Origin of the sequence: Streptomyces sp. CB02414, assembly GCF_001905385.1 — a bacterium.
Classification (GTDB): Bacteria; Actinomycetota; Actinomycetes; order Streptomycetales; family Streptomycetaceae; genus Streptomyces.
Map to the genome: position 1 here is coordinate 973,084 of NZ_LIPF01000001.1, position 23,087 is coordinate 996,170.

Below are 23,087 nucleotides of genomic sequence, written 5' to 3' on the forward strand. Positions count from 1 at the left end.
CTAGAGTCCCACACCATCCGACGCATCCCTGGTGCACCCCTGCGGGGCATCGACCGAGGGCACTCTCCGAGAGCTCCGGACGTGGCGGTGACCAGCCGGTTTTCTGCGGTGAGGCGCGTTTCCGCCCGTCCCGAGCATGTTCCGTGAGCGAGGAAACGCGTATGCACCTGCCACCGACCGACTCCCGGTCACGGGTTCTGCACGTCACCCAGCCGGTGGACGGCGGGGTCGCCCGAGTCGTGGCCGACCTGACACGGGCTCAGCTCGCCGCGGGACTCCACGTCACGGTCGCCTGTCCGGACGGGGGCTCTCTCGCCGCCGGGCTCCGTTCGCTGGGCGCCGACGTGCGGCGCTGGCCGGCGACGCGGTCGCCGGGCCCGGCCCTGCCGGCGGAGGTACGGCGGCTCGCCCGCGTGATCGGGAACGTGCGGCCCGACCTGGTGCACGCGCACAGCGCGAAGGCCGGCCTCGCGGTGCGGCTCGCCGTACGGGGGCGGGTGCCGACGGTGTTCCAGCCGCACGCCTGGTCGTTCGAGGCGGTCGGCGGGGCCGCCGCGGCGCTCGCGCTCGGCTGGGAACGGTGGGGGGCGCGCTGGGCGACGCGCACGGTGTGCGTGAGCGAGGCGGAGCGGTCGCGCGGGGCGCGGGCCGGGATTCGCGGGCGGTGGGCGGTGATCCCGAACGGCGTCGACCCCGGCCGTTTCGGCGCCGTCCCCGCGCGGGAGGTGGACGCCGTCCGGCTGCGGTGCGGCGCCGGCCCGGACGCCCCGCTGGTGGTGTGCGTGGGCCGCCTGTGCCGGCAGAAGGGGCAGGACGTCCTCCTGGCCGCCTGGGAGTCGGTGCTCGCGCGGGTGCCGGGGGCCAGGCTGGTACTGGTCGGTGACGGCCCGGACCGCACCCGTCTCGCGGCACGCGCCTCGGCGTACGCATTCGGTGTCGCGGCAGTCCCCGGTGGCGGGGCACGGCCGGGTGAACCTGCCCCCGCCCCGGTGCTGTTCGCGGGTGCCGTCGCCGACGTCGCCCCCTGGTACCGGGCCGCCGACCTGGTCGTCCTGCCGTCGCGCTGGGAGGGCATGGCGCTGGCCCCGCTGGAGGCGATGGCCTGCGGCCGGCCCGTGGTGACGACCGGCGTGGACGGGGCCCGCGAGGTGCTGCCGCCCGCGCTCGTCCCGCACTGCCTGGTGCCGCCCGGGGACGCGGTGGCGCTGGCCGACGCCGTGAGCGGGCTGCTGCTCGACGCGCCGCTGCGCACGTCGCTGGGCCTGCGGGGGCGTGCGCACGTCCGGTCCGCGCACGACGTACGGCACACCGCCGCCGCGGTCGCCGCGGTGTACGCCGGCCTCCTCGGCGGGGCGGGAGCGGCGCGCGCCCTCCCCCGGCCCGTGGGCCGACCGGTCGTCGCGTCCACCGAGTACAGGGAGTCCACGCACCCGTGACCGCGGAAAGCACCGTCCCCACCCCCGCCGGCCAGCCGCGCGACCTCGGCGCCTCCCCCGTCTCGGTACTGCCGCCGCGCACCGGCGCCGCGGGCTTCCGGCTCCCCGCCGGGCGTCCCGCCCCGCGGCCGGTCTCCCCGCTTCCGCTGATCGTCGCGGACGGCACGGCGGCGCTGCCCGGTTCGCTGGTCCTCACCGGCGCCCCGCACCAGCCGTTGCTCGTGGCCCTGCTGGTCGCCGCCTCGCTGCTGCTGCGCCCGCGCCCCACCGCCCGGCGGCTGCCGGGCGCGCTGGACGACCTGCCCTCGTTGTGCGGCCGTGTCGCGGTGCTCTGGCTGTCGCTCGGGGCGCTCGTCGCGGCGTACGCCCCACCGCACGCCCTGTCCGCCCGCACCCTGCTCCTCGGCTTCCTCCTGCACGCGGCGACGGGCTGTGCGGGCCGGGGCGTCGTGCACCGGCGGCGCCGTACCGCGCTGCGGGCCCGCCCACGTACCGCCCTCGTCGTCGGCCCCGTCGCGACCGCGCAGCGCGTGGCCTCGGCCGTGCTGCGCGAGCCGCGCTGCGGGGTGCGCCCGGTCGGGCTCGTGGCCGACGAGCCCGACGGCACCCCCGGCGGCCTGCCCGTGCTGACCACGGGCGAGGAGGTGTGGCGGGCGGTCGTGCAGAACGGCGTACGGGACGTACTGGCCGTGCACCCGTCCGTGCGCGGCCGTCAGGGCGCGCTGCTGCGGGCGCTGGCCGAGTCGGGCTGCGTGGTGTGGGAGGTCGAGGCGGACGCCCCGTCCCGCGCCGACGCCCCCTCGTCCGCGGGCCGGGACCGGCTCGCCGGATTCGCCTGCCGGCGCCTGGAGCCGGACGTCCGGCGGCCGGGCGGCGCCGGCAAGCGGATGCTGGACGTGACGGTGTCCGGGGCGCTGTTGCTGCTGCTGAGCCCGCTGCTGCTGGCCTGCGCGGCCGTGCTGAGGGTGGTCGGCGGGCCGGGCGTGGTGTTCCGGCAGGAGCGCGTCGGCAAGGACGGCGCGCCGTTCACGCTGCTGAAGTTCCGCACCCACCGCCCGGCCGACGCGCACGAGTCGGCGACGCGGTGGAGCGTGGCGGACGAGCGGCGGATGCCCTGGTTCTGCCGCTTCCTGCGCCGCACCTCGCTCGACGAACTGCTCCAGCTGTGGAACGTCTTCCGGGGCGACATGAGCCTGGTCGGACCGCGCCCCGAACGCCCGTACTTCGTGGCGCGGTTCAGCCAGACCTACCCGGGCTACGCCGCCCGGCACCGGGTCCGGGCCGGCATCACGGGGCTGGCCCAGGTCAACGGGCTGCGCGGCGACACCTCCATCGAGGACCGGGCCCGCTTCGACAACGCCTACATCGACGACTGGTCGCTGTGGCAGGACGTCTGCATCCTGCTGCGCACGGCCGTCGCGCTCGTGCGTCCGACGGGGAGCTGAGCGAGGTGGCCCACGCCCTGCCCGCCCTGCCCCTGGCGTCCACGGCGCGCGTACGCCGGCGGCTGCCGCCCGTGCTGGCCGTGGTGGCGGTCGTCGTGCTGCTCGCCCTGCCGGTCGCGAGGGACGGCGCGGACGGCGCGCACCCGGCGGACGTGGTCTCGGGGCTGGCGGTGCTGTACTGCGCCGTCCGGCTGGTACGGGACCGGCGGCGCCCCCTGTCCGGCAGGGCGGCCGTGGTGCTGGGTCTGCCCGTGCTCGGTCTCGCCGTCGCCGCCGTGGGCGCGCTGTCACCGACGGCGGGACTCACCGGCCTCGGCCGCTACCTCCAGGTCTTCGTCCTCGTCCCCGCCGCCGTGCTGCTGCTGGTCCGCGACCGCGGTGACGTGCGGCTGCTCGCCTGGTCGATGGTGGGGCTGGCGGCGTGGCAGGGGGCGGTCGGCGTCCACCAGTACGTCACCGGGACCGGGGCCTCCTACCAGGGCGAGCAGGTCCGGGCCGTGGGCACCTTCGGGCCGCAGGACGTGATGGGCATGGCCACGGTGGTCTCCCTGGGCCTGGTCTGCGCGGTGGGGCTGGCGCTGGGCCGGACGCCGGCGCGGCAGCGGCTGCTCGCCGCGGGGTGCGCGCTCGCCCTGCTGCTGCCGCTGGCCCTGTCGTTCAGCCGCGGGGCGTGGATCGCGACGGCTCTGACGTGCGCGGCACAGCTGCTGCTCGCGGGGGTGCGCCGGGCGCTGGCGGTGGGGGCGGCCGCGGTGGCGGCGGGCGTGGTGCTGGTGGGCGGGTTCGGGGTGGGCACGGCGATGCTCCAGGAGCGGGTCGGCAGCATCACCCGGGTCGCCGACGCGCCCGACCAGTCGGTGACCGACCGGTACACCATGTGGGCGGCGGCCGTCGGCATGTGGCGCGAGCGGCCGCTGACGGGAGTTGGACTGAAGGGCTTCCCCGAGCACCGCGACGGGCACGCCTCGCTGGCGCTGTCCTCGGGCAGCGAGACCGACGGCGCCGGCGCGGGCTACCACAGGCAGCCGCTGCTGTCCCCGCACAACATGTACCTGCTGGTCCTGGCCGAGCAGGGGCTGACCGGGCTGCTCGCGCTCGCGGGGAGCTGGCTGGCGCTGCTCGTGCTCGGGCTGCGGAGGCTGCGTGCGGTGCGGCGTTCCGGGCGGGCGGGGCAGGACTGCGCGCTGGTCGCCTGCGGGTTGCTGGTCTGGCAGCTGACCGACTTCGCCTACGCCGACATCGGCGGGCCCTCGACCGTGCTGACGGCGGTGTGCTTCGGGGTGGCGGCGTGGTGGGCGCTGGGGGGCGGTGCGGGGGCCGCGGCCCGGGCGGGGACGCGGGCCGGCGCCGGGGACAGGGAGGGGGACGGGGAGGGGGACGGGGCAGGGAACTGGGCCAGAACCGCCGCGGACCCCGGGCTCGCGACGGGGCCGCGGCAGGCCTGTACCGAACGCGGACCGAGTCGGGAACACGGCCCGGGTACGGAACACGACCCGGGCGAGGAACGCGGTCCGGGTACGGGACGCGGCCCGGGTACGGAACACGACCCGGCCGAGGAACACGACCCGAGTACGGGACGCGGCCCGAGTACGGGACGTGACAGCCGCACACCGTCCACCCCGTGCACGGAGCCCGTGCCGCGCGTCGAAGCAGCGCCGTGCACCGGCCGCCGGCCCGGTGGGGAGCCCCGGTCGGGGCGGTGGCCCGGGGTGGGTGCGGCTCTCCGCACCGTGCTGGGACCGAGGGCCGGCGGGCGCCGCCGCCACCGCACCGGCCCCGGGGAGGCGACGACCCCGTGAGGACTCCCGCGGTACACGCCCCGGACGAGGCGGCGGTGCCCGCTGCCCGGACCGTCGACACTCAGGAGCAGGAGCCGGCAGCCGCCGCGCCCGCCGAGGGCCGGCCCTCCTCAGGCCTCCTCGCCCGTGCCGCGCTGCTCACGGCCGCGCTGTCGGTGGCCGGGTCGGTGCTCGGGCTGGTCCGGGACCAGGCGCTGGCCCGGCTGTTCGGGGCCGGTCGCGAGACGGACGCCTTCCTGGTGGCCTGGACGGTGCCGGAGTTCGCGGCGACGCTGCTCATCGAGGACGGGCTGGCCTTCGCGCTGGTGCCGATGTTCAGCCTCGCCCTGGCCCGCCGCGCACAGGGCACCGCCCCCGGCGACCCGGTCCGCGTCCTGGTCGCCTCCACCCTGCCCCGGCTGTCGCTGGCCTTCGCCGCGGCCGGAACGCTGGCCGTCGTCGCCGCGCCGGTGCTGGTGCGGGCCCTGGCTCCCGGGCTGCCCGACCACGCCCTGGCCGTCGACTGCACCCGCCTGACCGCCACCTGCGTCGTGAGCTTCGGGCTGGCCGGGTACTGCAGCGCCGCTCTGCGCGCGCACCGCCGGTTCCTGGCACCGGCGGCGATCTACGTCGCCTACAACACCGGCATCATCACCGCGATGTTCGTGCTCGGCGGACGCTGGGGGGTGCGTTCGGCGGCCGTCGGGGTCGCGGTCGGCGGCGTGCTGATGGTGGCGGCGCAACTGCCGTCGCTGCTCGGGCAGCTGCGCCACCGGCAGGACGGCGACAGCACGGCCCGGACCACGAGCACCGAAAGGGACGACGACCCGGCACGCCCCCTCGCGCTCGCCCTGTTCGGCACCGTCCTGCTCTTCGCCCTGTGCCGGCAGTCCCAGGTCGTCATCGAGCGTTTCCTCGCCTCCGGGCTCCCCTCCGGCGCCATCTCGCACCTGAACTACGCGCAGAAGGTGGCCCAGATCCCGATGACGCTGTCGCTGATGCTGTGCACGGTCACCTTCCCGGTGGTGGCGCGGGCGGTGGCCGACGGCGACACCGAGCGGGCCCGCGACCGGGTGGAGCGGGACGTGGCGCTGGCCGCCGGTGTGGTGCTGCTGGGCACGGCCACGGTCGTGGCCTGCGCACCGCAGATGATCCAGCTGCTCTTCCAGCGCGGCGCGTTCACGGCCGCCGACACGACGGCGACGGCGGGCGTGATGCGCGTGTACGCCCTCGGGCTGCTCGGCCAGACGGTGGTGGGCGCGCTGGCCCGCTCGTACTTCTCGGCGGGCCGCGCCAGCTGGTACCCGCTCGGCGCGATGGCCGCCGGCATCTCCGCCACCGCCGTGATCGGCGCCCTCACCGTCGGCCCGTGGGGCGTGTCCGGGATCGCCGCCGCCAACGCCGCCGGCATCACCGTCACCGCCGCCCTGCTGCTCGCCGGGATGGGCCCGCGCAGCGTCCCCGTGCGCGTGCCACGCGTCCTCGGCGACCTGGGCCGGCCGGTGCCGGCGGCGGTCGGGGCGACGGTCGTGGGCGCGCTGGTCGCGGACCGGTTCACCGGTCCCGGCGGCTCCCCCGCCGTCTCCCTCGCCGCCGGTGCCACGACCGTCGTCGGCGTCTTCGCCGTCCTCGGCCTGGCCCTGGGCGTCCAGGGCGTCGCTCCCGCCCTGGAGTCCGTCCGCCGTTCCCTCCGCCCCGTCACACGAAGGCTCCCGCATGGCCGCATCAGCTTCCGCTTCCGCATCCGCCTCCGTCCCGGCTTCCGCCTCCGTCCCGGCTCACGCCTCCGCCGTCTCCGCCGGCCCCGCTGACTTCCGCACCCGCCCCCGCGTCCTCCCCCGCCCCGGCCCCCGTACGCGCACCGGAGCCGCCGCCCGCCCCGGCACCGTTCCCTGGGTGGCGATGTACCACTCCGTCGGCGACGCCTCCGACGACCCGTACCGCGTCACGGTCACGCCCGAGCGGCTGGACGCGCAGCTCGGCTGGCTGCGCCGGCGCGGTCTGCGGGGGGTGTCCGTCGCCGAGTTGCTGGCGGCGCGGGCCCGCGGCGAGGGCCGGGGTCTGGTCGGGCTGACCTTCGACGACGGGTACGCCGACTTCGTCGAGCACGCGCTGCCCCGCCTGAGCCACCACGGCTGCGGGGCCACCCTGTTCGTACTGCCGGGGCGGCTCGGCGGCGACAACGCGTGGGACCCGCTGGGGCCGCGCAAGCCCCTGCTGACCGCCGACGGCATCCGGCACGCCGCGGCCCAGGGCGTCGAGATCGGCTCGCACGGCCTCACCCACGTCGACCTGACCGCCGCCGACGACGCCACGCTGACGGCCGAGACCACCGGGAGCCGGGCCCTGCTCACCGAGCTGACCGGCGCTCCGGTCACCGGCTTCTGCTACCCGTACGGCACGGTCGACGCCCGTGCCGCCGACGCCGTACGGGCCGCCGGGTACACGTACGCCTGCGCCATCGACCCCGGCCCGCTCACCGGCCCGCACGCGCTGCCCCGTGTGCACGTGGGGCAGCGGGACACGGCCGTACGGCTGCTGTTGAAGACCCGGCTGCACCGCCTGCGCCGCCGTGCCGCGACGGGGGTGTGACGTGAAGGCCCTGCACGTCATCACCGGCCTCGGCGTGGGCGGCGCCGAGCAGCAACTGCGGCTGCTCCTGCGCCACCTCCCCGTCGACTGCGACGTCGTGACGCTCACCAACCCGGGCCCGGTCGCCGACGGGCTGACGGCCGACGGCGTCGATGTCGTCCACCTCGGCATGGCCGGCAACCGCGACCTGGCCGCGCTGCCCCGCCTGACCCGGCTGATCCGCACCGGCGGCTACGACCTCGTGCACACCCACCTCTACCGGGCCTGCCTCTACGGCCGTCTCGCCGCCCGCCTGGCCGGCGTACGCGCCGTCGTGGCCACCGAACACTCCCTCGGCGACTCCCGGATGGAGGGCCGCCCGCTCACCTCCGGCGTCCGCGCGCTGTACCTGGCCGGGGAGCGGCTGGGCAGCGCCACGGTCGCCGTCTCGCCCACCGTCGCCGACCGGCTGAAGCGCTGGGGCGTGCCCGCGCCCCGCATCGAGGTCGTCCCCAACGGCATCGATCTGGCCCGCTTCCGCTTCGACCCGGTCGCCCGCCTGCGCACCCGCCGCCGCCTCGGTCTGCCCCAGGACGCGTACGTCGTCGGCGGCGTCGGCCGGCTCACCCCGGGCAAGCGGTTCGACGTGCTGGTCCGCGCGCTGGCCCGGCTCCCGGACGACTGCTGGCTGCTGCTGGTCGGCGGCGGCCCCGAGGAGCACGTCCTGCGCCGCACCGCCCGCGAGGCGGGGGTCGCCGACCGTGTCCTGCTCACCGGCGAACGCCCCTACGTCCCCGACGGCTCCCCCGGCCCCGACCTGCCCGCGCTCGCCTCGGCGATGGACGTGCTCGCCGCGCCGTCGGCCGAGGAGGCCTTCGGCCTGGCGGCCGTGGAGGGCCTGGCCTCGGGGCTGCCGGTCCTCTACGCCTCCTGCCCGGCGATCGAGGACCTGCCCCCGGACGCCGCGCCCACGGCCCGGCGGGTCACCGGCGGCGCGGAGGACTACGCCCGCGCGCTCGCCGAGGTCCGCGCCGCCGCCGAACCGGGCCCGGGGCCGCGTTCCGCGCCCGAGGCCGCCCGCCACTACTGCGTCACCCGCAGCGCCGCCCGGCTGATGGACGTGTACGCGGCCACCCTCACGCACCCGTTGTCCCCGGCACCCCAGGGAGTCAGTTCCGCATGAGCGAGTCAATGACCCGTCCCCCGGCCGAAGCCGCGGCGCCCGCGGCACCGGACGAGGAGGCCGCCCCGCCCTCCCGTCCCCGCCGCGCGCTCGCCGCCCTGCGTCCCGTCCTGCGCCGCGTCCGCGCCCTGCCGCCGTGGTCCGCGCTCGCGGCCGGGGTCCTCGCCGGCGGGCTGCTCGGCGCCGGCTACGGCCTCCTCACCACCGAGCGGTACTCGGCGACCAGTTACGTCGTCGCCGTCCCCGCCGACGCGTCCGACCCGGCGTCCGCGCTGGGCTTCGCGCAGGCCTACGGCCGGGTCGCCACGCAGCTCGCGGTGCTCGGGGACGCGCAGATGCACGCGGGGGTGCCGGTGGCGACCCTGGAGGAGAGCGTGCGCACCGCTACCTCGCCGGACGCGCCGATGGTCTCGGTGACGGCCACCTCCTCCCGTCCGGTGGAGGCCGCCGACATGGCCAACGCGGTCGCCCGCGCGCTGACCCGGCACGCGGCCGCGTCCGCCGACGACACCCACGTGGAGCTGCGCCAGTTCGCGCGGGCCACCGAGCCGACCGAGCCGTCGTCCGCGCCGACCGCGCTGACCGGGCTGGTCGGGGCGAGCGCGGGCGGGCTGCTGGGCGGTCTCGCACTGCTGGTCCGTCCGCGCCGCGCCGCGCGTGAGCCCGGCCGCGCGGCGGCGCCCGTGCCCGGCCCCGCCCCGGCCGCCGACGTCCGCGACCGGCTGTGACGACGTACCCGGCGACGCACCGGGCGCCGTGCCCGAGCGCGCACCCGGTGCCGTACCCGCCGCCGGCGTACACGACGGAACTGGTCACCGACGAGGGCCGCTTCGGCGCGCTGGCGGCGGACTGGGGCCGGCTGCACCGCCGGTGCGCGGCGGCGACCCCGTTCCAGAGCCACGCCTGGCTGCACGCGTGGTGGCGTTCGTACGGCGCGCCCGGCCGGCTGCGGGTGCTGCTGGTCCGCGACGGCCGGGAACTGGTCGCCGCCGCGCCGCTGACCCTCGTACGGCGTCCGGTCCCGGCGCTGGTGCCGCTGGGCGGGGCGATCTCCGACTACGGGGACGTGCTGCTGGACGACGGGCGCGGGGACGCCGCGGCGGCCGCGCTCACCGGGGCGCTGTCCCGGGCGGCCCGCACCGCGCTGATCGACCTGCGCGAGGTACGGCCGGGCGCCGCCGCCGAGCGGGTCTGGGACCGCTGGCGCGGGCCGCGGCACCGGGTGCCCGACTCGCTGTGCCTGGAACTGCCCGCCGCGCCCCTGCCCGAGCTGATCGCCCGGCTGCCCTCGGCCAAGTCCCAGCAGCGGGTCCGCGCCAAGCTGCGCAGGCTCGACGCGCTCGGCGTCGTCAGCCGCACCGTCCCGCCCGGCGAGGTGGACGCGGCGCTGCGCCGGCTGCTGGAGCTGCACCGGCTGCAGTGGCAGGGCCGGAAGGTGACCGGCGAGCACCTGCGGACCCGGTTCCGCGACCACCTGGTGCGGGCGGTGGGGCCGATGGTGCGCTCCGGGGACGCGGTGGTCACCGAGTTCCGGATGGACGGCGAGGTGGTGGCCGTGGACGTGACGCTGCTGGCGCGGCGGCTGGCCGGCGGCTATCTGTACGGCGCCCATCCTCGGCTGCGCGAACGGAAGGCGGACGTGGCCGTGATGCTGCTGGACGCGTGCGCGGAGCACGCCCGGGCGCCGGGGCGCGCCACGCTGAGCCTGCTGCGGGGCGACGAGCCGTACAAGCACCACTGGCGTCCGGAGCCGGTGGCGAACCAGCGGCTGCTGCTGGCCCGGCGGCGCACGGCCCCGCTGCTCACGGCGGCCCTGTGCGACGCGGCCGCGCGCCGGCGGGGCAAGGAACTGCTGCGGCGCCGGCGGGAGCGGAAGGAGCGCACTGGTGGCGACCGGACCTGACCGGCCCCGCCGCCACCGGTGCGGGCGGCTACTTGTGGCGCGAGTACCAGTCGAGGCGCATGCAGAGCTTCCCGCCGAGCCAGTACTCGACCCAGTCGCCGAGGTTCAGCGGCGAACAGTCGGCGGCGGGCTCGGGCACGGTGGGCACCGGGGGCACCGTGGGCGTGGTCGGCGTGGTCGGCTCCGGGACCTCGGGCGCGGGTTCGTCGGTGCGGCCGAAGAGCACGGACCGGTAGACGGCCGTGGAGCGGGGGTTGTCGTCGCACTGCCACACGCCGTGCGGGCAGTAGTCGGTGAGCGTGTTGTACACGGGTTTGTGCTCGTCCATCCAGGCGAGCATCCGCCGCATGTACTCGGCGTTGTCGCCGTTGCGGAACAGTCCCCATTCCGGATAGGAGATGGGCTTGCCGTGCGCCTTGGCGAAATCGACGTGGTCCTGGAGTCCGTAGGGTTCCGTCACCTGTTCGTCGAACGGCATTCCGCGCGGCTGGTCGTAGGAATCCATGCCGATGATGTCGACGGTGGCGTCCCCCGGATAGCACTCGGTCCAGGGAATGGCGTCCCGGCCGCGGCTCGGGGTGAAGTCGAAGCGGAACTTCTGTCCCGGCACCGCGCGCATGGTGGTGACGATCCTGTTCCAGTACGTCTTCCAGGCTTCGGGGTCCGGCCCGCAGCGGTGGCTGTACGTGGTGCCGTTCATCTCCCAGCCGAGCACGAGGACCGTGTCCGGCACGCCCAGTTCGACGAGCCGTTCGGCGAGGGCGCGGTAGTGGTGGTCGAAGCGTCCGGCGGCGCCCTGGCGCAGGAGGGCGCGCACCTCTTCGTCGTCGAGCCCTTCCTCGTTGCGCTCCATCATGGGCACGTTGAGGACGAGCATCCGGTCGGCCTCGCGGGTGCGCCAGTCGGCCCACACGTCGAGGAAACCGGGGGCGCCCGCGATGTTGCTCCAGCGGTCGCCGGGCAGGTAGGTGTGCCCGACGCTCAGTTCGGCGCCGCCCAGCCAGTGGCTCAGCTCGGCCATCCGGGCCACGCCGCGCGGGCCGTAGTCGAGGTAGGCGCCGAAGGCGGGGGCGGCGGCCGCCGCGGGTGCCTGGGCGGCCAGCGGGGCCGGTGCGGGCGGGGGCGGTGCTCCGGCGGCGACCTGGGGGCCCGCGGCCAGCAGGGCCGCCGCCGCGAGCGTCGCCGCCACCGCGTACGCCGGCCGCCCCGGCCGGGTCCGTGTCCGACGTACGGCCATGCCGGCTCCTTTCCTCGCCTTGATTGAACGCATTACTGACACTCAGTCATATGAAATGCCATCACGCCACCGCGGTTACGGCTTTCGAGTGGGCCGATCGCCCGCTCCGGTGACCCGGAACGAATACGAAGGAAGTCTCCCGTGTCGCTTTTCGACACCCGCGTCCCCGCCGTTCTGCTGCGGACCGACCGGAATCCCTTTCACCACGGAACGCTGGGTGCCGTGCGTTCGCTCGGCCGCGCGGGCATCGAGGTGCACCTGGTCGCCGACTGCGCCGGCAGTCCGGTCGGCGCCTCCCGCTACGTGAGCCGGCTGCACACTCCCCCGCCGCCCGGCGCGTCGCCCGCCGACGTCGTGGCGACGCTGCGCCGGGTCGCCGCGCGTATCGCCCGGCCCGCGGTGCTGATTCCGATGGACGACGCGTGCGCGGTCGCCGTGGGCCTGACGCGGGCCGAGCTGGCGCCCCTGTACCTGCTGCCGGACCTGCCCGGCGAGCTGGCCGGGCGGGTGGCCGACAAGGCGGAGCTGGCGGGTGTGTGCGCGGCGCTGGACGTCCCGCACCCCGAGACGCTGGTACCGGACGGACCGGACGACGCCGCCCGTGCCGCCTGGCGGCTGGGGCTGCCGGTGGTGGCGAAGTGGAGCCGGCCCTGGCTGGTGCCCCCGGGCGCCGGGCTGCGCAGCACCGCGCTGGTGCGGTCGGCACGGGAGGCGCGGGAGCTGTACGCACGGGCCGAGGAGGCCGGGAGCCGGCTGCTGCTCCAGGCGTTCCTGCCGCCGGGGCCGGACCGCGACTGGTTCTTCCACGGGTACGCCGACCGCTCGGGCGCGCTCCGCGCGGGCGGGCCCGGCCGCAAGACCCGCGCCAGGCCCCGGGGCGCCGGCCTGACGGCGGTCGGCCGCTGGACGCCGAACTCGCGGGTGCGGGCGCTCGCCGAGCGGATCACCGGCGAGCTGGGCTACCGGGGCATCCTCGACCTCGACTTCCGGCGCTGCGGGACGACGGGCCGCTACCACCTGCTCGACTTCAACCCCCGTCCGGGCGCCCAGTTCCGGCTGTTCACCGACACCGCCGGGCTGGACGTCGTACGCGCCCTGCACCTGGACCTGACCGACCGTCCGCTGCCGGACGGGGCGCCACGGCCGGGGCGGGCCTTCGTGGTGGAGAACTACGCGCCGCTGAGCGCCCTGCGTCCCGCCCCCGACGGACGCGAACTGGCCTGGCACGCCGCGGACGACCGGGCGCCCGGCCGGGCCCTGTGGACCCTGTGGGGGCGCCACGTGACCGCCCGCCTCCTGACCCGCCCGCACCGCCGGTCCCGCCCCCACCCGCGCACCCCGGCGCCGGCCCACCCACGCGTCGTACGCCAGGCCCCGGCGCCGTCCCCGGACCGCGCGGACCGTTCGGAGGAGGACCGGGCGGGCAGCCACTGACGGACGAGGCTTCCCGCGCGGCGCCCCGGACAGCACCGCGCCCCCGGTCGACCGTGCGGGGTCGGCCGGGGGCGGCGGGGCGGGTCAGCGGCGGGTGGCCGGGCGGCTGCGCCGGTACAGGATCGCGCCGGCGGCGATCAGCCCGGCGCTGGCGGCCGCCGTGCCCATCATGGCCTCGCTGCCGGTCTCCGCGAGGACCGGCGGCTGCTCCTCGTGCGGAGACGGCGGGGTCTCCTCCTCGCCCGCGGGCGGCGGGGTCTCCTCCTCGCCGGACGGCGGAGGCTCCTCTTCCTCGGCCGGGGGCGGCGGCTCCTCCTCGGTGGGCGGAGTCGTCGGGGGCGGCGGCTCCTCCTCGCCGTAGCCGGGCGGTTCCTCCTGCTGCTGGTCGCAGGAGTTGCCGAAGACCGGGTTGAGCGCCGCGATGACGTCGACGGTGTTGCCGCAGAGGTTCACCGGCACGTCGACCGGCACCTGCGCGGCGTTGCCGGAGCCGACGCCGGGCGAGCCCACGGCCTCGCCGTCCGCGACGGCTCCGGACGCGGTGTCGACGTCGTCGGCGTGCGATCCGCCGTACCCGCCGTTCTGGTCGTCCGAACCGTAGCCGGAGCCGGAGTCTCCGGTGTGCTCGTCCGAGGTGTTCTCGCACTCGTTGCCGAAGGCCGGGTTCAGCGCGGCGATCACGTCGACGGTGTTGCCGCAGGCGTTCACCGGCACGTCGACCGGCACCTGGACGGCGTTGCCGGACGCGACGCCCGGCGAGTTCTTGGCGGCCCCGTCCGCATGCGAGTCGGCAAGGGCGGGGCTGCCGCACAGGGAAAGGATGCCCGTCGCGGCGGCTGCCGCGACCATCCCCCTGCTCAGGGTCTGTCGCACTCTCGTTGTCTTCCTGCTGGTAGAGATGGCTGGAGTACCGGCTGCGGGCAGGCCGCAGAAAGGGGGAAAGCCGGCCCCGAACCAAACGAGTTGGTCAAGGCCGGCCGTGACGCAGCCGGTCGGTGCGGAACGACGTCAGTCGTTCTCGCACTCGTTGCCGAACGCCGGGTTCAGCAGACCGATCACGTTGATGGTGTTGCCGCACACGTTGACGGGCACGTGCACGGGGACCTGGACGACATTGCCGGACAGGACACCCGGGGAGCCGACGGCGGCACCCTCGGCACCGGCGTCGGCGAAGGCCGGGGCGGCCATGCCGAGGGCCATGATCGCGCCCGCGACGACAGCAGCGCTCTTCTTCATGAACTTTCCCTTCTCTGCGGTCATGACTGAATGACGGCCGAAACCGCGCGAGCACAGCATTGACGGCTCGCACCATGACCTGCAGCCTGCAAACGAGGAATTGACGGCCGGGGAAACTACCGAACGTGGGACACCGGGAAATTCACCCGGATGCATCACAACACGGCCCGGCCGTTCCCCCAGGAGAGCGACGACGTCATTCCGCTCGCCCGGCGAAAAGCCCGGCCCGGTCACGGCACGGGCGGCCCGCGGGGAAGTCAGCGGGCCGCCCGTGCCGGGCGGGATACGGCTCAGCCCTCGCTGTTCGCCGACAGCACCGACAGGTCCTCGAGGACGTGCGAGACCGCACCGTCCCGCTTGGCCTGCGTGGAGTTGTCGTCGCACTGCTGGTTCAGGTCGTCCGCCAGGACGTTGACGTCCTGGATCGGGACGATGTTGATGACGGCGACGTTGATGTCCTCGAGGCCGACGCACGGCTTGTTCAGCGTGCCCTCGACCAGCGACAGCTGGGGGCTCATGTCACCGTCGGTCGCCGAGTTGCCGAACGACGACGAGGCGCCGTTGCCGTTGGCCACGGCCGGTCCGTTGTCGTCCCCGATGGCCAGGGCCTGGGGGGCGGCAGCAGCGGACATGCCGATCACAGAAGCGGCAGCCGCCGCGGCGACCATTGCCTTCTTGAGCACTTCGCGTTCCTTTCGTCGTAGCGACGCACTGTCCTACGGCCTCATCAACCCGGTGCGGAGTGATTGGTTGCGGGCGTTCACCCGGTTGGCCCGCACGACATCTCGAAACACCTGGAAAAGACGCCGGGAAAGCGCGGGGAAGCACGGACCCGCACAGATTTCCCCCTGTCCGCCGACCGAGTGAACGGGAGAAACCCGGCCGCGTACACGGAGTTGACCAGAGCGCTCCGGTGGACGGGGTTTTTCAGAAAGGACTGGCCAAATGATCAAGAAGGTAGTCGCCTACGCGGCGATCGCCGCCTCCGTCATGGGCGCCTCCGCTGCCGCGGCCCCGCAGGCGATGGCGATCGGCGACGACAGCGGCCCCGTCTCCGCGAACGGCAACGGCGCCTCGCAGTACTTCGGCAACTCGGCGACCCACGGCAACATGAGCCCGCAGATGGCGCTCATCCAGGGCTCGTTCAACAAGCCGTGCATCGCGGTGAGCGAGATCCCGGTGAGCGTCATCGGGCTCGTCCCGATCCAGGACCTCAACGTCCTGTCGGACGACCTGAACCAGCAGTGCGCCGAGAACTCCACGCAGGCCAAGCGCGACGGCGCGCTGGCGCACCTGCTGGAGGACGTCTCGATCCTGTCCGGCAACGGCGAGGGCTGACACCGGCCGAGGGGCGGGCCGCCGAGCGCATCGGCGGCCCGCCCCTTTCGCGTGCCCGGGACCGGGCCATCAGGTGCCCCGGCATCAGCTCCCCGGCGCCGCGTACAGCGCCTCGATCTCGTCGGCGTAGGCGGTCACCGCGGCCTGCCGCTTCACCTTCAGGGACGGGGTGAGCAGCCCGTTCTCCTCGGTGAACTCGCCGTCGACGATGCGGAAGGCGCGGATGGACTCGGCGCGGGAGACGGCGGCGTTGGCGTGGTCGACTGCCTGCTGGACGTCGGCGCGCATCCGCTCGTCCCGGACCAGCTCCGACAGCGGGGTGCCGGCGGGGAGCTTCCGGACCGCCAGCCAGTGGGCGACGGCGTCCGGGTCGAGGGTGACCAGGGCGGCGACGAAGGGCCGGTTGTCGCCGACGACGAGGCACTGGGCGACGGGCGGGCGGCTGCGCAGGCGGTCCTCCAGGACGGCCGGGGAGACGTTCTTGCCGCCCGAGGTGACCAGGAGGTCCTTCTTGCGGCCGGTGATGGTGAGGTAGCCGTCGTCGTCGAGGGAGCCGAGGTCGCCGGTGGCGAACCAGCCGTCGGTGAGGGCGGCGTCGGTGGCCCCGGGGTTGTTCCGGTAGGCGCCGAAGACGATGCCGCCCTTGACCAGCACCTCGCCGTCGTCGGCGATGCGCACGGCCGTGCCGGGGATCGGCGGGCCGACGGTGCCCGGGCGCGGGCCGAGCGGCGGGACGATGGTGGCGGCGGCGGTGGTCTCGGTGAGGCCGTACCCCTCGTAGACCATGATTCCGGCGGCGTAGAAGAACAGGTTGAGGTCGCGCTCCAGCGGGGAGCCGCCGCTGATGGCGTAGCGCATCCGGCCGCCGAGCTCCGACCGGACCCGGCGGTAGACCAGCAGGTCGTACAGGGCCCAGCCGGCCCACAGGGCGGGGGCGGGGCCCTTGCCGCGGCCGAGGAAGCGTTCCAGGTGGGCCGCGCCGAAGCGGACGGCGAGGCGGTGGGCGCGTTCGAAGGAGGCGCCGCGGCCGATCTTCTCGGCGGTCGCGCGGCCCGTGTCGTGGATCTTCTCGAAGAGGTACGGGACGCCGACCAGGAAGGTCGGGCGGAACTGCTTGAGTGCCGGGCGGAGTTCGTCGGGCTTGATGCTCGGGAAGTGGCCGAGTTCGATGCGGGCCAGCAGACAGGCGATCTGGATGGTGCGGCCGAGGATGTGGGCGAGGGGGAGGAAGAGGAGGGTCGAGGCGGTCTGGCCGGTGACCTCCTTGAAGATCGGGTGCAGCAGCTCGACCGTGTTGGCGGCCTCGGCGTGCAGGTTGGCGTGGGTGAGGACGCAGCCCTTGGGGCGGCCGGTGGTGCCGGAGGTGTAGCAGACGGTCGCCACCGAGTCCGGGGTCAGGGCGGTGCGGCGCTTGGTGACCTCCTCGTCGGTGACGCCCAGGCCGAGGGCGGTGAGGTCGGCGAGGGCGCCGGCGTCCAGCTCCCAGGCGCGCGGGTGCTCGTCGTGACCGGACGTGCCGGCCACGACAGTCGCGGTGTTGGCCGCCGTCTCGGTGACGACGTGCCGGGCGCCGGAGTCGCGGACGATCCACTCGACCTGGTCGGCGGAGGAGGTCGGGTACACGGGGACGCTCTGGCCGCCGGCCGTCCAGATCGCGAAGTCCAGGACCGTCCACTCGTAGCGGGTGCGGGACATGACGGCGACCCGGCCGCCGGGTTCCAGACCGGCGGCGATCAGGCCCTTGGCCACGGCGGTCACCTCGCGGGCGAACTCCGCCGCGGTGACCGGCTCCCAGACGCCGTTCACCTCGCGGCGCAGGACGACGGCGCCGGGGGCCTCGGCCGCGTTGGTGAACGGGATGTCGGCGGTGCTGCCCGTGGTGGGGCGGGACGCCAAGGGCGCGGTGCGGGCCTCGCGGACGGTGCCGTGCGCGTCCCGGACGGTCTCGGTCCGCGTGCGGGAGACCAGGTCCCCGCGCCGCCTCGCCCGTTTCAGGTCCCTGCGTACGCCCATGTCGGCTCCCGGTCGCGGATCGGAGTGGTGTTGCGCTGCCTGTTCCCTTTACTTACTTGGGAGTAAACTTACTCATGCGTAAGGGGTCAAGGGCCGACGGGTGTGCGTGTCGACAGGCGCGTACGCCGACGGGCGCGTGCCGGATCAGGTCAGCCGGTCCGCCTGCCGGACGGCCGTGGCGAGCTGCCGGACGTCCGGGTCCTCCGTGCGGTCGGCCAGCGCGCCCGCGCGTTCGGCGAGTTCGCCGAGGCGGGGTGCCCCGGGCAGGGCGCCGTCGCCTTCGTACGGGGAGCGCAGGGCGTCGGCGAAGTAGGCGGCGGTCGCCGTCACTCGCAGGCCGCGGTCCGCCTCCCACACCGAGTCGCCGAGGTCACCGGTCTCCACGTCGCCGGACTCCTCGTGCGGGGCGCGGCTTTCGGGGTCGAGCCAGCGGACGGTGGCCGTGGCGAGGTGGCCGTCGGCGCCGGGCCGGACGCGGACGGCGTACAGGGCGGTGACGGTGTGGCCGGGGCCGACCTCGCCGCCGTCGACGCGGTCGTCGCGGAAGTCCTCGTCGGCGACGCGGCGGTTGTCGTAGCCGACGAGGCGGAACTCGGCGACCGTCTCCGGGTCGAAGGCGACCTGGGCCTTGGCGTCGCGGGCGGTCAGCTCGATGTGGCGCGGGAGCCGCTCGCAGAAGACCTCGCGGGCGTCCTCGGTGTTCGACACGTACGTGGTGTGGCCGTCGCCCTTGTCGGCGAGGCGTTCCATCAGGGCGTCGCCGTAGTCGCTGCCGACGCCGACGCCGAAGAGGGTGATGCCGTGCTCGCGGCGCTCGTCCGCGATGCGTTCGAGGATGGCGTCCGCGTCGGTGTCGCCGGTGTTGGCGAGTGCGTCGGAGACGAGGACGACGCGGTTGGTGGCGCCCTCGCGGCGGCCCTCGACGGCGGTGTCGTAACCGGTCTCGACGCCCGCGCCGAGGTTGGTGGACTGGGCGGGCTCCAGGCTGTCGATGGCGTCGTGGATCCGGCCGCGGCGTTCGCCGAGCCGGGTCATCGGCAGGACGGTCTCGGCCTCGTCGCTGAAGGTGACCAGCGCGACCGAGTCGTCGTCGCGCAGGCGGTCGGTCATCGTGCCGAGGGATTCCTTGGCGAGGTCGAGGCGGCCGGGTTCGGCCATGGAGCCGGAGACGTCGATGACGAAGGTCAGTGCGGCCGGCGGGCGGTCGCCCTCCTGCTCGGCGCCCCGGGTGGCCAGGCCCACACGGACCAGGGACCAGTCCTCCTCGTCGGTGCGGGCGCCGTCCACGGTCACCGTGAAGCCGTCGCCGTCGGGGCGGTCGTAGTCCTGGCGGAAGCTGTTGACGAACTCCTCGGGGCGGACCGTCGACGGGTCGGGCAGCCGGCCCTCGGACAGGGTGCGGCGGGCGTAGCCGTAGGAGGCGGTGTCGACGTCGAGGGCGAAGGTGGAGAGGTGGTCGGGTTCGGGGGCGATCTCCCGGGAGTCTCCCGTCCCGCCGGTGGTCGCGCCCCCGTCGTGGCGCTGTCCGCCCTCGCCGCGCGGTCGGTCGGGTGCGGGCATCGGCGCGGAGCCCCTGCCCCGGGAGTCCACCGCGGTGTCCGTCGCGCCCCGCGCCGCGTCGTCGCCTCCCCCGCAGCCGGTGAGCAGCAGGCCGCCCGCCGCCGTGAGCGCGAGCAGCGCGCCGATCGGCCTTCGCGTCCGGTGTCGCCTCATTTTCCGTGCCCCCTGATTCCTTTGACGCCGGTGTACGTGACTGTGACGTCGCGGGAGGGCGGAACGTGCGGCACGGGGCGTCACGGGTGCGTCTCGAAGTGGGCACGGGAGCGTGCCGCCGAGACCGGTGGGTGATCCTCCGGTGACCTCGCCGAGGTCTGCCCGGCTCCCCGGGGGCCTGGAGACGGGCCCTACGACACCACGTCCTTGCGGGCGAAGCCCCGGAAGGCCAGGGCGAAGAGGACCAGGGCGTACGTCACGGACAGGGACGTGCCCTGGATCAGGCGGGTCCAGTCCAGCTCGGGGCGGACCGTGTCGAGCCAGGCGTACTGCCAGTGCGCGGGCAGGAAGTCGCGCCAGCCGCCGAGAGCGGTCACCTCGTCCAGGACGTTGCCGATGATGGTGAGGCCGACGGCGCCGCCTACCGCGCCGAGCGGGGCGTCCGTCTTGGTGGACAGCCAGAACGCCAGCGCGGCGGTGACCAGTTGCGAGACGAAGACGTACGCCACCGTGATGGCCAGGCGCTCGGCCGCGGTGCCGGTGGACAGGCTGCCGCCGGTGGGCAGTTCCAGCGGGCCCCAGCCGTAGGCGGCCGTGCCCACGGCCAGCGCGGTCAGCGGCAGCAGCACGATCGCGGCCAGGCTGAGGGTGAGGGCGACGACCAGCTTGGACCACAGCAGGCGGGCGCGGGGCACCGGTGCCGCCAGCAGGTAGCGCAGGGAGGACCAGCCGGCCTCCGAGGCGACCGTGTCCCCGAAGAACAGGGCGACGGGCACGACGAGGAGGAAGCCGGCGGAGGCGAACAGGTTCACCGCGGCGAAGTTCGCCCCCGACGCGGTGGCCGAGTCCATCAGGCTGATCTGGTTGTTCGCCCCGCCCGGCTCGCCGCCGATCCGGAAGGCGACGAGCAGCACGAACGGCAGAGCGAACAGGATGCCGCCCATCACGAGCGTGCGCCGCCGCTTCAGCTGCCGGACCAGCTCCACCCGCACGGGCAGCGTGCGGCCCGCGCGGTAGCCCTCGGCGACCTCCCGGGGGCCGGGGGCCGCGGCGCGGTCGGCCAGCGTGCTCATGCTCAGTCTCCGATCAGGGTGAGGAAGGCGTCCTCGAGGCGCCGGTGGGGGCCCACCGACTCCACGGGCACGTCCAGGCGGACGAGTTCGGCGATCAGGTCCCGGGCGGTGCCGCCCGGTCCGAGGCGGACCAGCAGGCCGCCGTCGGCCGCCGCCGCCGAGGCCACGCCCGGCAGCGCGGCCACCTTCTCGACCAGGGGCGCGTCGACCGCCGCGAAGGTGCCCACCAGCAGCGTGTCGCCGGAGCCGATGATCTCGCCGACCGGGCCCGCCTGCACCAGCCGCCCGTGGTCCATGACCACCAGGTGGGTACAGCTCTGCTCGACCTCGGACAGCAGGTGGCTGGAGACGATCACCGTGCGGCCGGCCGCCGCGTAACGGATCATCACCTCGCGCATCTCGCGGATCTGCGGCGGGTCCAGGCCGTTGGTCGGCTCGTCCAGGATCAGCAGGTCGGGCAGGCCCAGCATGGCCTGGGCGATGGCCAGGCGCTGGCGCATGCCCTGGGAGTAGGTGCGCACCGCGCGGGCGAGCGCGTCGCCGAGCCCGGCGATCTCCAGGGCCTCGTCGAGGTGGGCGTCCCCGGGCGGGCGGCCGGTGGCGCGCCAGTACAGCTCCAGGTTCTCCCGGCCGGACAGGTGCGGCAGGAAACCCGCGCCCTCGACGAACGCGCCGACGCGGGAGAGCACCGGGGCGCCGGGCGCGATGGCGTGCCCGAAGACGCGGATCTCGCCGCCGTCCGGACCGATCAGGCCCATCAGCATGCGCAGGGTGGTCGTCTTGCCCGCGCCGTTCGGACCGAGCAGGCCGAGCACCTGGCCCTGCTCCACTCGGAAGGACAGGTCCCGCACCGCGTACCGGTCGCCGGACTTGCCGTACCGCTTGGTCAGGCCGGTGATCTGGAGCGGTACGCCGGACAGCGCGGGGTCGGGCGGCGGCGCGGTGGTGCGGCGGCGGGCGGTCAGCAGCAGGGCCGCGGCCACCGCCGCACCCGCGAGCGGCGCCCACCAGACCCAGGCGGGCAGCCCGGCCACCTGCCCGGTGTCGCCGAGTCCCGCCGGGACCGACAGGTCGCCCTTCAGGGCGACGGTGTACGTGGCGGGGGCGGCCGGGGAGGCGTAGCCGAGGTCGGTGGAGGACAGGACCAGGCGCAGACGGTGGCCGCGCTCCACCTCGTAATCGATCGCGGGCAGGGTCAGCTGCACGTCCCTGCCCTCGCCGATGTCGTCCACCCGGACGGGCGTGACCAGCTGGGAGGGGAGCACCGGCTGGGTGCCGCCGGGTCCGACGTCGTACACCTTGGCGAAGAGCACGGCTTCGTCCCCGGTGGACTCCACGTGCACGGTCGCGGTCGGCGAGCCGGTGATCCGGAGGTCCTCCTCCAGCGGCGCCGACTCGAAGGCGGCGTGCTGGCCGGGGAAGTCGAGGGAGACGCCGAGGCCGAGGGAGGAGAGCTGGGAGAGGCCGCCGGAGCCGCCGATGCCGGGGAGGGCGGAGACGGCGGGCGGGCTGGCGCCGGCCGGGTTGTCGAAGGACTGCTCGCGGCCGCGCAGTCCGATCTCGCGCGGCTCGCTCTCCAGGCCGGGGTAGGAGTCGGCGCTCACGCCCTCCAGGCGGGGCTCGCCGTCGCCGCTGCCGGTGCCGGCGGTGCGGGTGACGCGGAAGGCGGGACCGGTGCCGGCCGACTCGTCGTCCTTCAGATAGCGGTCGAACCACGCCCCGATACGGGCCTCGACGCGGTCCGTCTCCAGGTCGCCGCCGTCGTGCCCGCCCGCGATCCAGTCGACCGCCACCGGGGCGCCGTTGTCCCGGATCGCCTCGGCGGCCAGGTCGGCCTGGTCCAGCGGGAAGAGGGAGTCGGTCTGGCCCTGCACCAGGAGCGTGGGCACGGCGATGCGGTCGGCGACGGCCTGCGGGCTGCGCGCGTCGAGGAGGTCCGTGGCCTGGGCGTCCGGCTTCCCGGACTCGGCGACCCGCTGGTACATGCGGCACAGCTCGTCCTCGAACCGGTCGCAGCCGCCGCCCAGGTTGACGAAGATGCCGGCCCAGAGCTTCTTGAAGACGCCGTTCGGGAAGAGGGCGTCCGAGAGGTTCCAGTAGGTGACGGCCGGGGCGATCGCGTCGACCCGGTCGTCGTACCCGGCGGCCAGGAGCGAGACCGCGCCGCCGTACGAGCCGCCGGCCACGCCCACGCGTGGGTCGCCCTTCTCGTCCAGCCGGACCTCGGGCCGCCCGGCCAGCCAGTCGATCAGCCGGGAGACGTCGGCGACCTCGCCGTCCGGGGCGTTGAGCCCGATCTTCCCGGTGGATTCGCCGAAGCCGCGCGCCGACCAGGTCAGGACCGCGTACCCGTCGCGGGCCAGGTCCTCCGCCTGGCCCCGCACGTCGGCCTTGCTGCCGCCGAAGCCGTGCGCGAGCAGGACGGCCGGGCGGCGGCCGTCGGAGCCCGCCGTGAAGTACGAGGTGTCCAGGCGCACCCCGTCGCCCACGGCCACGACCCGGTCCGAGCGGTGCACCGGGGGCGGGTCGTCACCGGCGACGGCCGTCCAGGTCCCGGCGCCGGCGAGCACGACGACGGCGGCCGCGGCGGCGAGCATCCGCCGCGGCCCCCGTAGCAGCCCTCGCACGCGGGGCAGTCGAAGATCCATGTGTCAACGGTACGGGCCGCCGCCGACATCGGGGGCAGCCCCGGGGCCGAACCTCCGCCCCTCCCAGGGAAGTACGCGG

Annotated in this window: 17 protein-coding genes and 1 pseudogene; 10 read left to right on the top strand and 8 right to left on the bottom strand. The window is 75.4% G+C overall.

The features are described from left to right. The first annotated feature begins 161 nt into the window (after positions 1–161). The 8 genes and pseudogenes from AMK11_RS04395 to AMK11_RS04430 all read left to right on the top strand — a co-directional run bounded on the left by AMK11_RS04395 (position 162) and on the right by AMK11_RS04430 (position 10,316). Entirely contained in the window at positions 162–1,436 is a 1,275-nt protein-coding gene (locus AMK11_RS04395) for a glycosyltransferase (RefSeq protein WP_073723172.1), read from the top strand. Beyond that, positions 1,433–2,881, top strand: coding sequence for an exopolysaccharide biosynthesis polyprenyl glycosylphosphotransferase (locus tag AMK11_RS04400; RefSeq protein WP_073723174.1), 1,449 nt, complete (start codon positions 1,433–1,435; stop codon positions 2,879–2,881). The genes AMK11_RS04395 and AMK11_RS04400 overlap by 4 nt, the downstream gene beginning before the upstream one ends. Further along, positions 2,878–4,203, top strand: a pseudogene (locus tag AMK11_RS04405) (O-antigen ligase family protein); the annotation flags it as partial. The gene AMK11_RS04400 and the pseudogene AMK11_RS04405, both read left to right, overlap by 4 nt. A gap of 473 nt (positions 4,204–4,676) precedes the next feature. Further along, on the top strand, positions 4,677–6,470 hold the full coding sequence (gene murJ, locus AMK11_RS04410) for a murein biosynthesis integral membrane protein MurJ (RefSeq protein WP_383581357.1): 1,794 nt from the start codon (positions 4,677–4,679) through the stop codon (positions 6,468–6,470). A 91-nt stretch (positions 6,471–6,561) separates the two neighbouring features. Beyond that, positions 6,562–7,251 (top strand): polysaccharide deacetylase family protein, encoded by a 690-nt coding sequence (locus tag AMK11_RS04415; protein ID WP_073723960.1) that lies wholly within the window; start codon positions 6,562–6,564, stop codon positions 7,249–7,251. Between the two features lies 1 nt (position 7,252). Then, positions 7,253–8,413: a glycosyltransferase gene (locus AMK11_RS04420; protein ID WP_073723176.1), complete on the top strand. Its 1,161-nt coding sequence runs from the start codon at positions 7,253–7,255 to the stop codon at positions 8,411–8,413. After that, a complete protein-coding gene (locus AMK11_RS04425) occupies positions 8,410–9,141 on the top strand; it encodes a lipopolysaccharide biosynthesis protein (protein ID WP_241846887.1) in 732 nt (243 codons plus the stop codon). Before AMK11_RS04420 ends, AMK11_RS04425 begins: the two co-directional genes overlap by 4 nt. A gap of 47 nt (positions 9,142–9,188) precedes the next feature. Then, complete coding sequence (locus AMK11_RS04430) at positions 9,189–10,316, top strand: GNAT family N-acetyltransferase (protein WP_073723178.1); 1,128 nt, start codon at positions 9,189–9,191, stop codon at positions 10,314–10,316. 28 nt (positions 10,317–10,344) lie between these two features. Here AMK11_RS04430 and AMK11_RS04435 read toward each other — a convergent pair whose 3' ends face one another. Further along, complete coding sequence (locus AMK11_RS04435; RefSeq protein ID WP_073723180.1) at positions 10,345–11,553, bottom strand: glycoside hydrolase family 26 protein; 1,209 nt, start codon at positions 11,551–11,553, stop codon at positions 10,345–10,347. Between the two features lie 141 nt (positions 11,554–11,694). Between AMK11_RS04435 and AMK11_RS04440 the strand changes: the two genes are divergently transcribed. Continuing rightward, positions 11,695–12,987, top strand: a complete 1,293-nt coding sequence (locus tag AMK11_RS04440; protein WP_073723182.1) for a carboxylate--amine ligase — start codon at positions 11,695–11,697, stop codon at positions 12,985–12,987. An 84-nt stretch (positions 12,988–13,071) separates the two neighbouring features. Here AMK11_RS04440 and AMK11_RS04445 read toward each other — a convergent pair whose 3' ends face one another. The 3 genes from AMK11_RS04445 to rdlA form a co-directional block, all read right to left on the bottom strand. Continuing rightward, the gene (locus AMK11_RS04445) at positions 13,072–13,860 is read right to left on the bottom strand and encodes a chaplin (protein WP_073723184.1); all 789 of its coding nucleotides are present in this window, start codon (positions 13,858–13,860) and stop codon (positions 13,072–13,074) included. A 135-nt stretch (positions 13,861–13,995) separates the two neighbouring features. Next, positions 13,996–14,223 carry a chaplin ChpD gene (gene chpD / locus AMK11_RS04450; RefSeq protein ID WP_073723186.1) on the bottom strand — a complete coding sequence of 76 codons (228 nt, stop codon included), beginning with the start codon at positions 14,221–14,223 and terminating at the stop codon, positions 13,996–13,998. Positions 14,224–14,513: 290 nt separating this feature from the next. Further along, entirely contained in the window at positions 14,514–14,906 is a 393-nt protein-coding gene (gene rdlA, locus AMK11_RS04455) for a rodlin RdlA (RefSeq protein WP_073723188.1), read from the bottom strand. A 262-nt stretch (positions 14,907–15,168) separates the two neighbouring features. On the opposite strand from rdlA, the gene rdlB reads away from it, so the two are divergent. Then, positions 15,169–15,561 (top strand): rodlin RdlB, encoded by a 393-nt coding sequence (gene rdlB, locus AMK11_RS04460; RefSeq protein ID WP_073723190.1) that lies wholly within the window; start codon positions 15,169–15,171, stop codon positions 15,559–15,561. 84 nt (positions 15,562–15,645) lie between these two features. Here the strand turns inward: rdlB and AMK11_RS04465 are convergent, their stop codons facing one another. From AMK11_RS04465 to AMK11_RS04480, 4 genes are all read right to left on the bottom strand, one after another. Continuing rightward, complete coding sequence (locus tag AMK11_RS04465; RefSeq protein ID WP_073723192.1) at positions 15,646–17,574, bottom strand: AMP-dependent synthetase/ligase; 1,929 nt, start codon at positions 17,572–17,574, stop codon at positions 15,646–15,648. Positions 17,575–17,718: 144 nt separating this feature from the next. Then, positions 17,719–19,287, bottom strand: a complete 1,569-nt coding sequence (locus AMK11_RS04470) for a vWA domain-containing protein (RefSeq protein ID WP_073723194.1) — start codon at positions 19,285–19,287, stop codon at positions 17,719–17,721. A 191-nt stretch (positions 19,288–19,478) separates the two neighbouring features. Further along, complete coding sequence (locus AMK11_RS04475) at positions 19,479–20,360, bottom strand: ABC transporter permease (RefSeq protein ID WP_073723196.1); 882 nt, start codon at positions 20,358–20,360, stop codon at positions 19,479–19,481. A gap of 2 nt (positions 20,361–20,362) precedes the next feature. Further along, positions 20,363–23,008: an alpha/beta fold hydrolase gene (locus AMK11_RS04480; protein ID WP_073723198.1), complete on the bottom strand. Its 2,646-nt coding sequence runs from the start codon at positions 23,006–23,008 to the stop codon at positions 20,363–20,365. Positions 23,009–23,087: the final 79 nt, after the last annotated feature.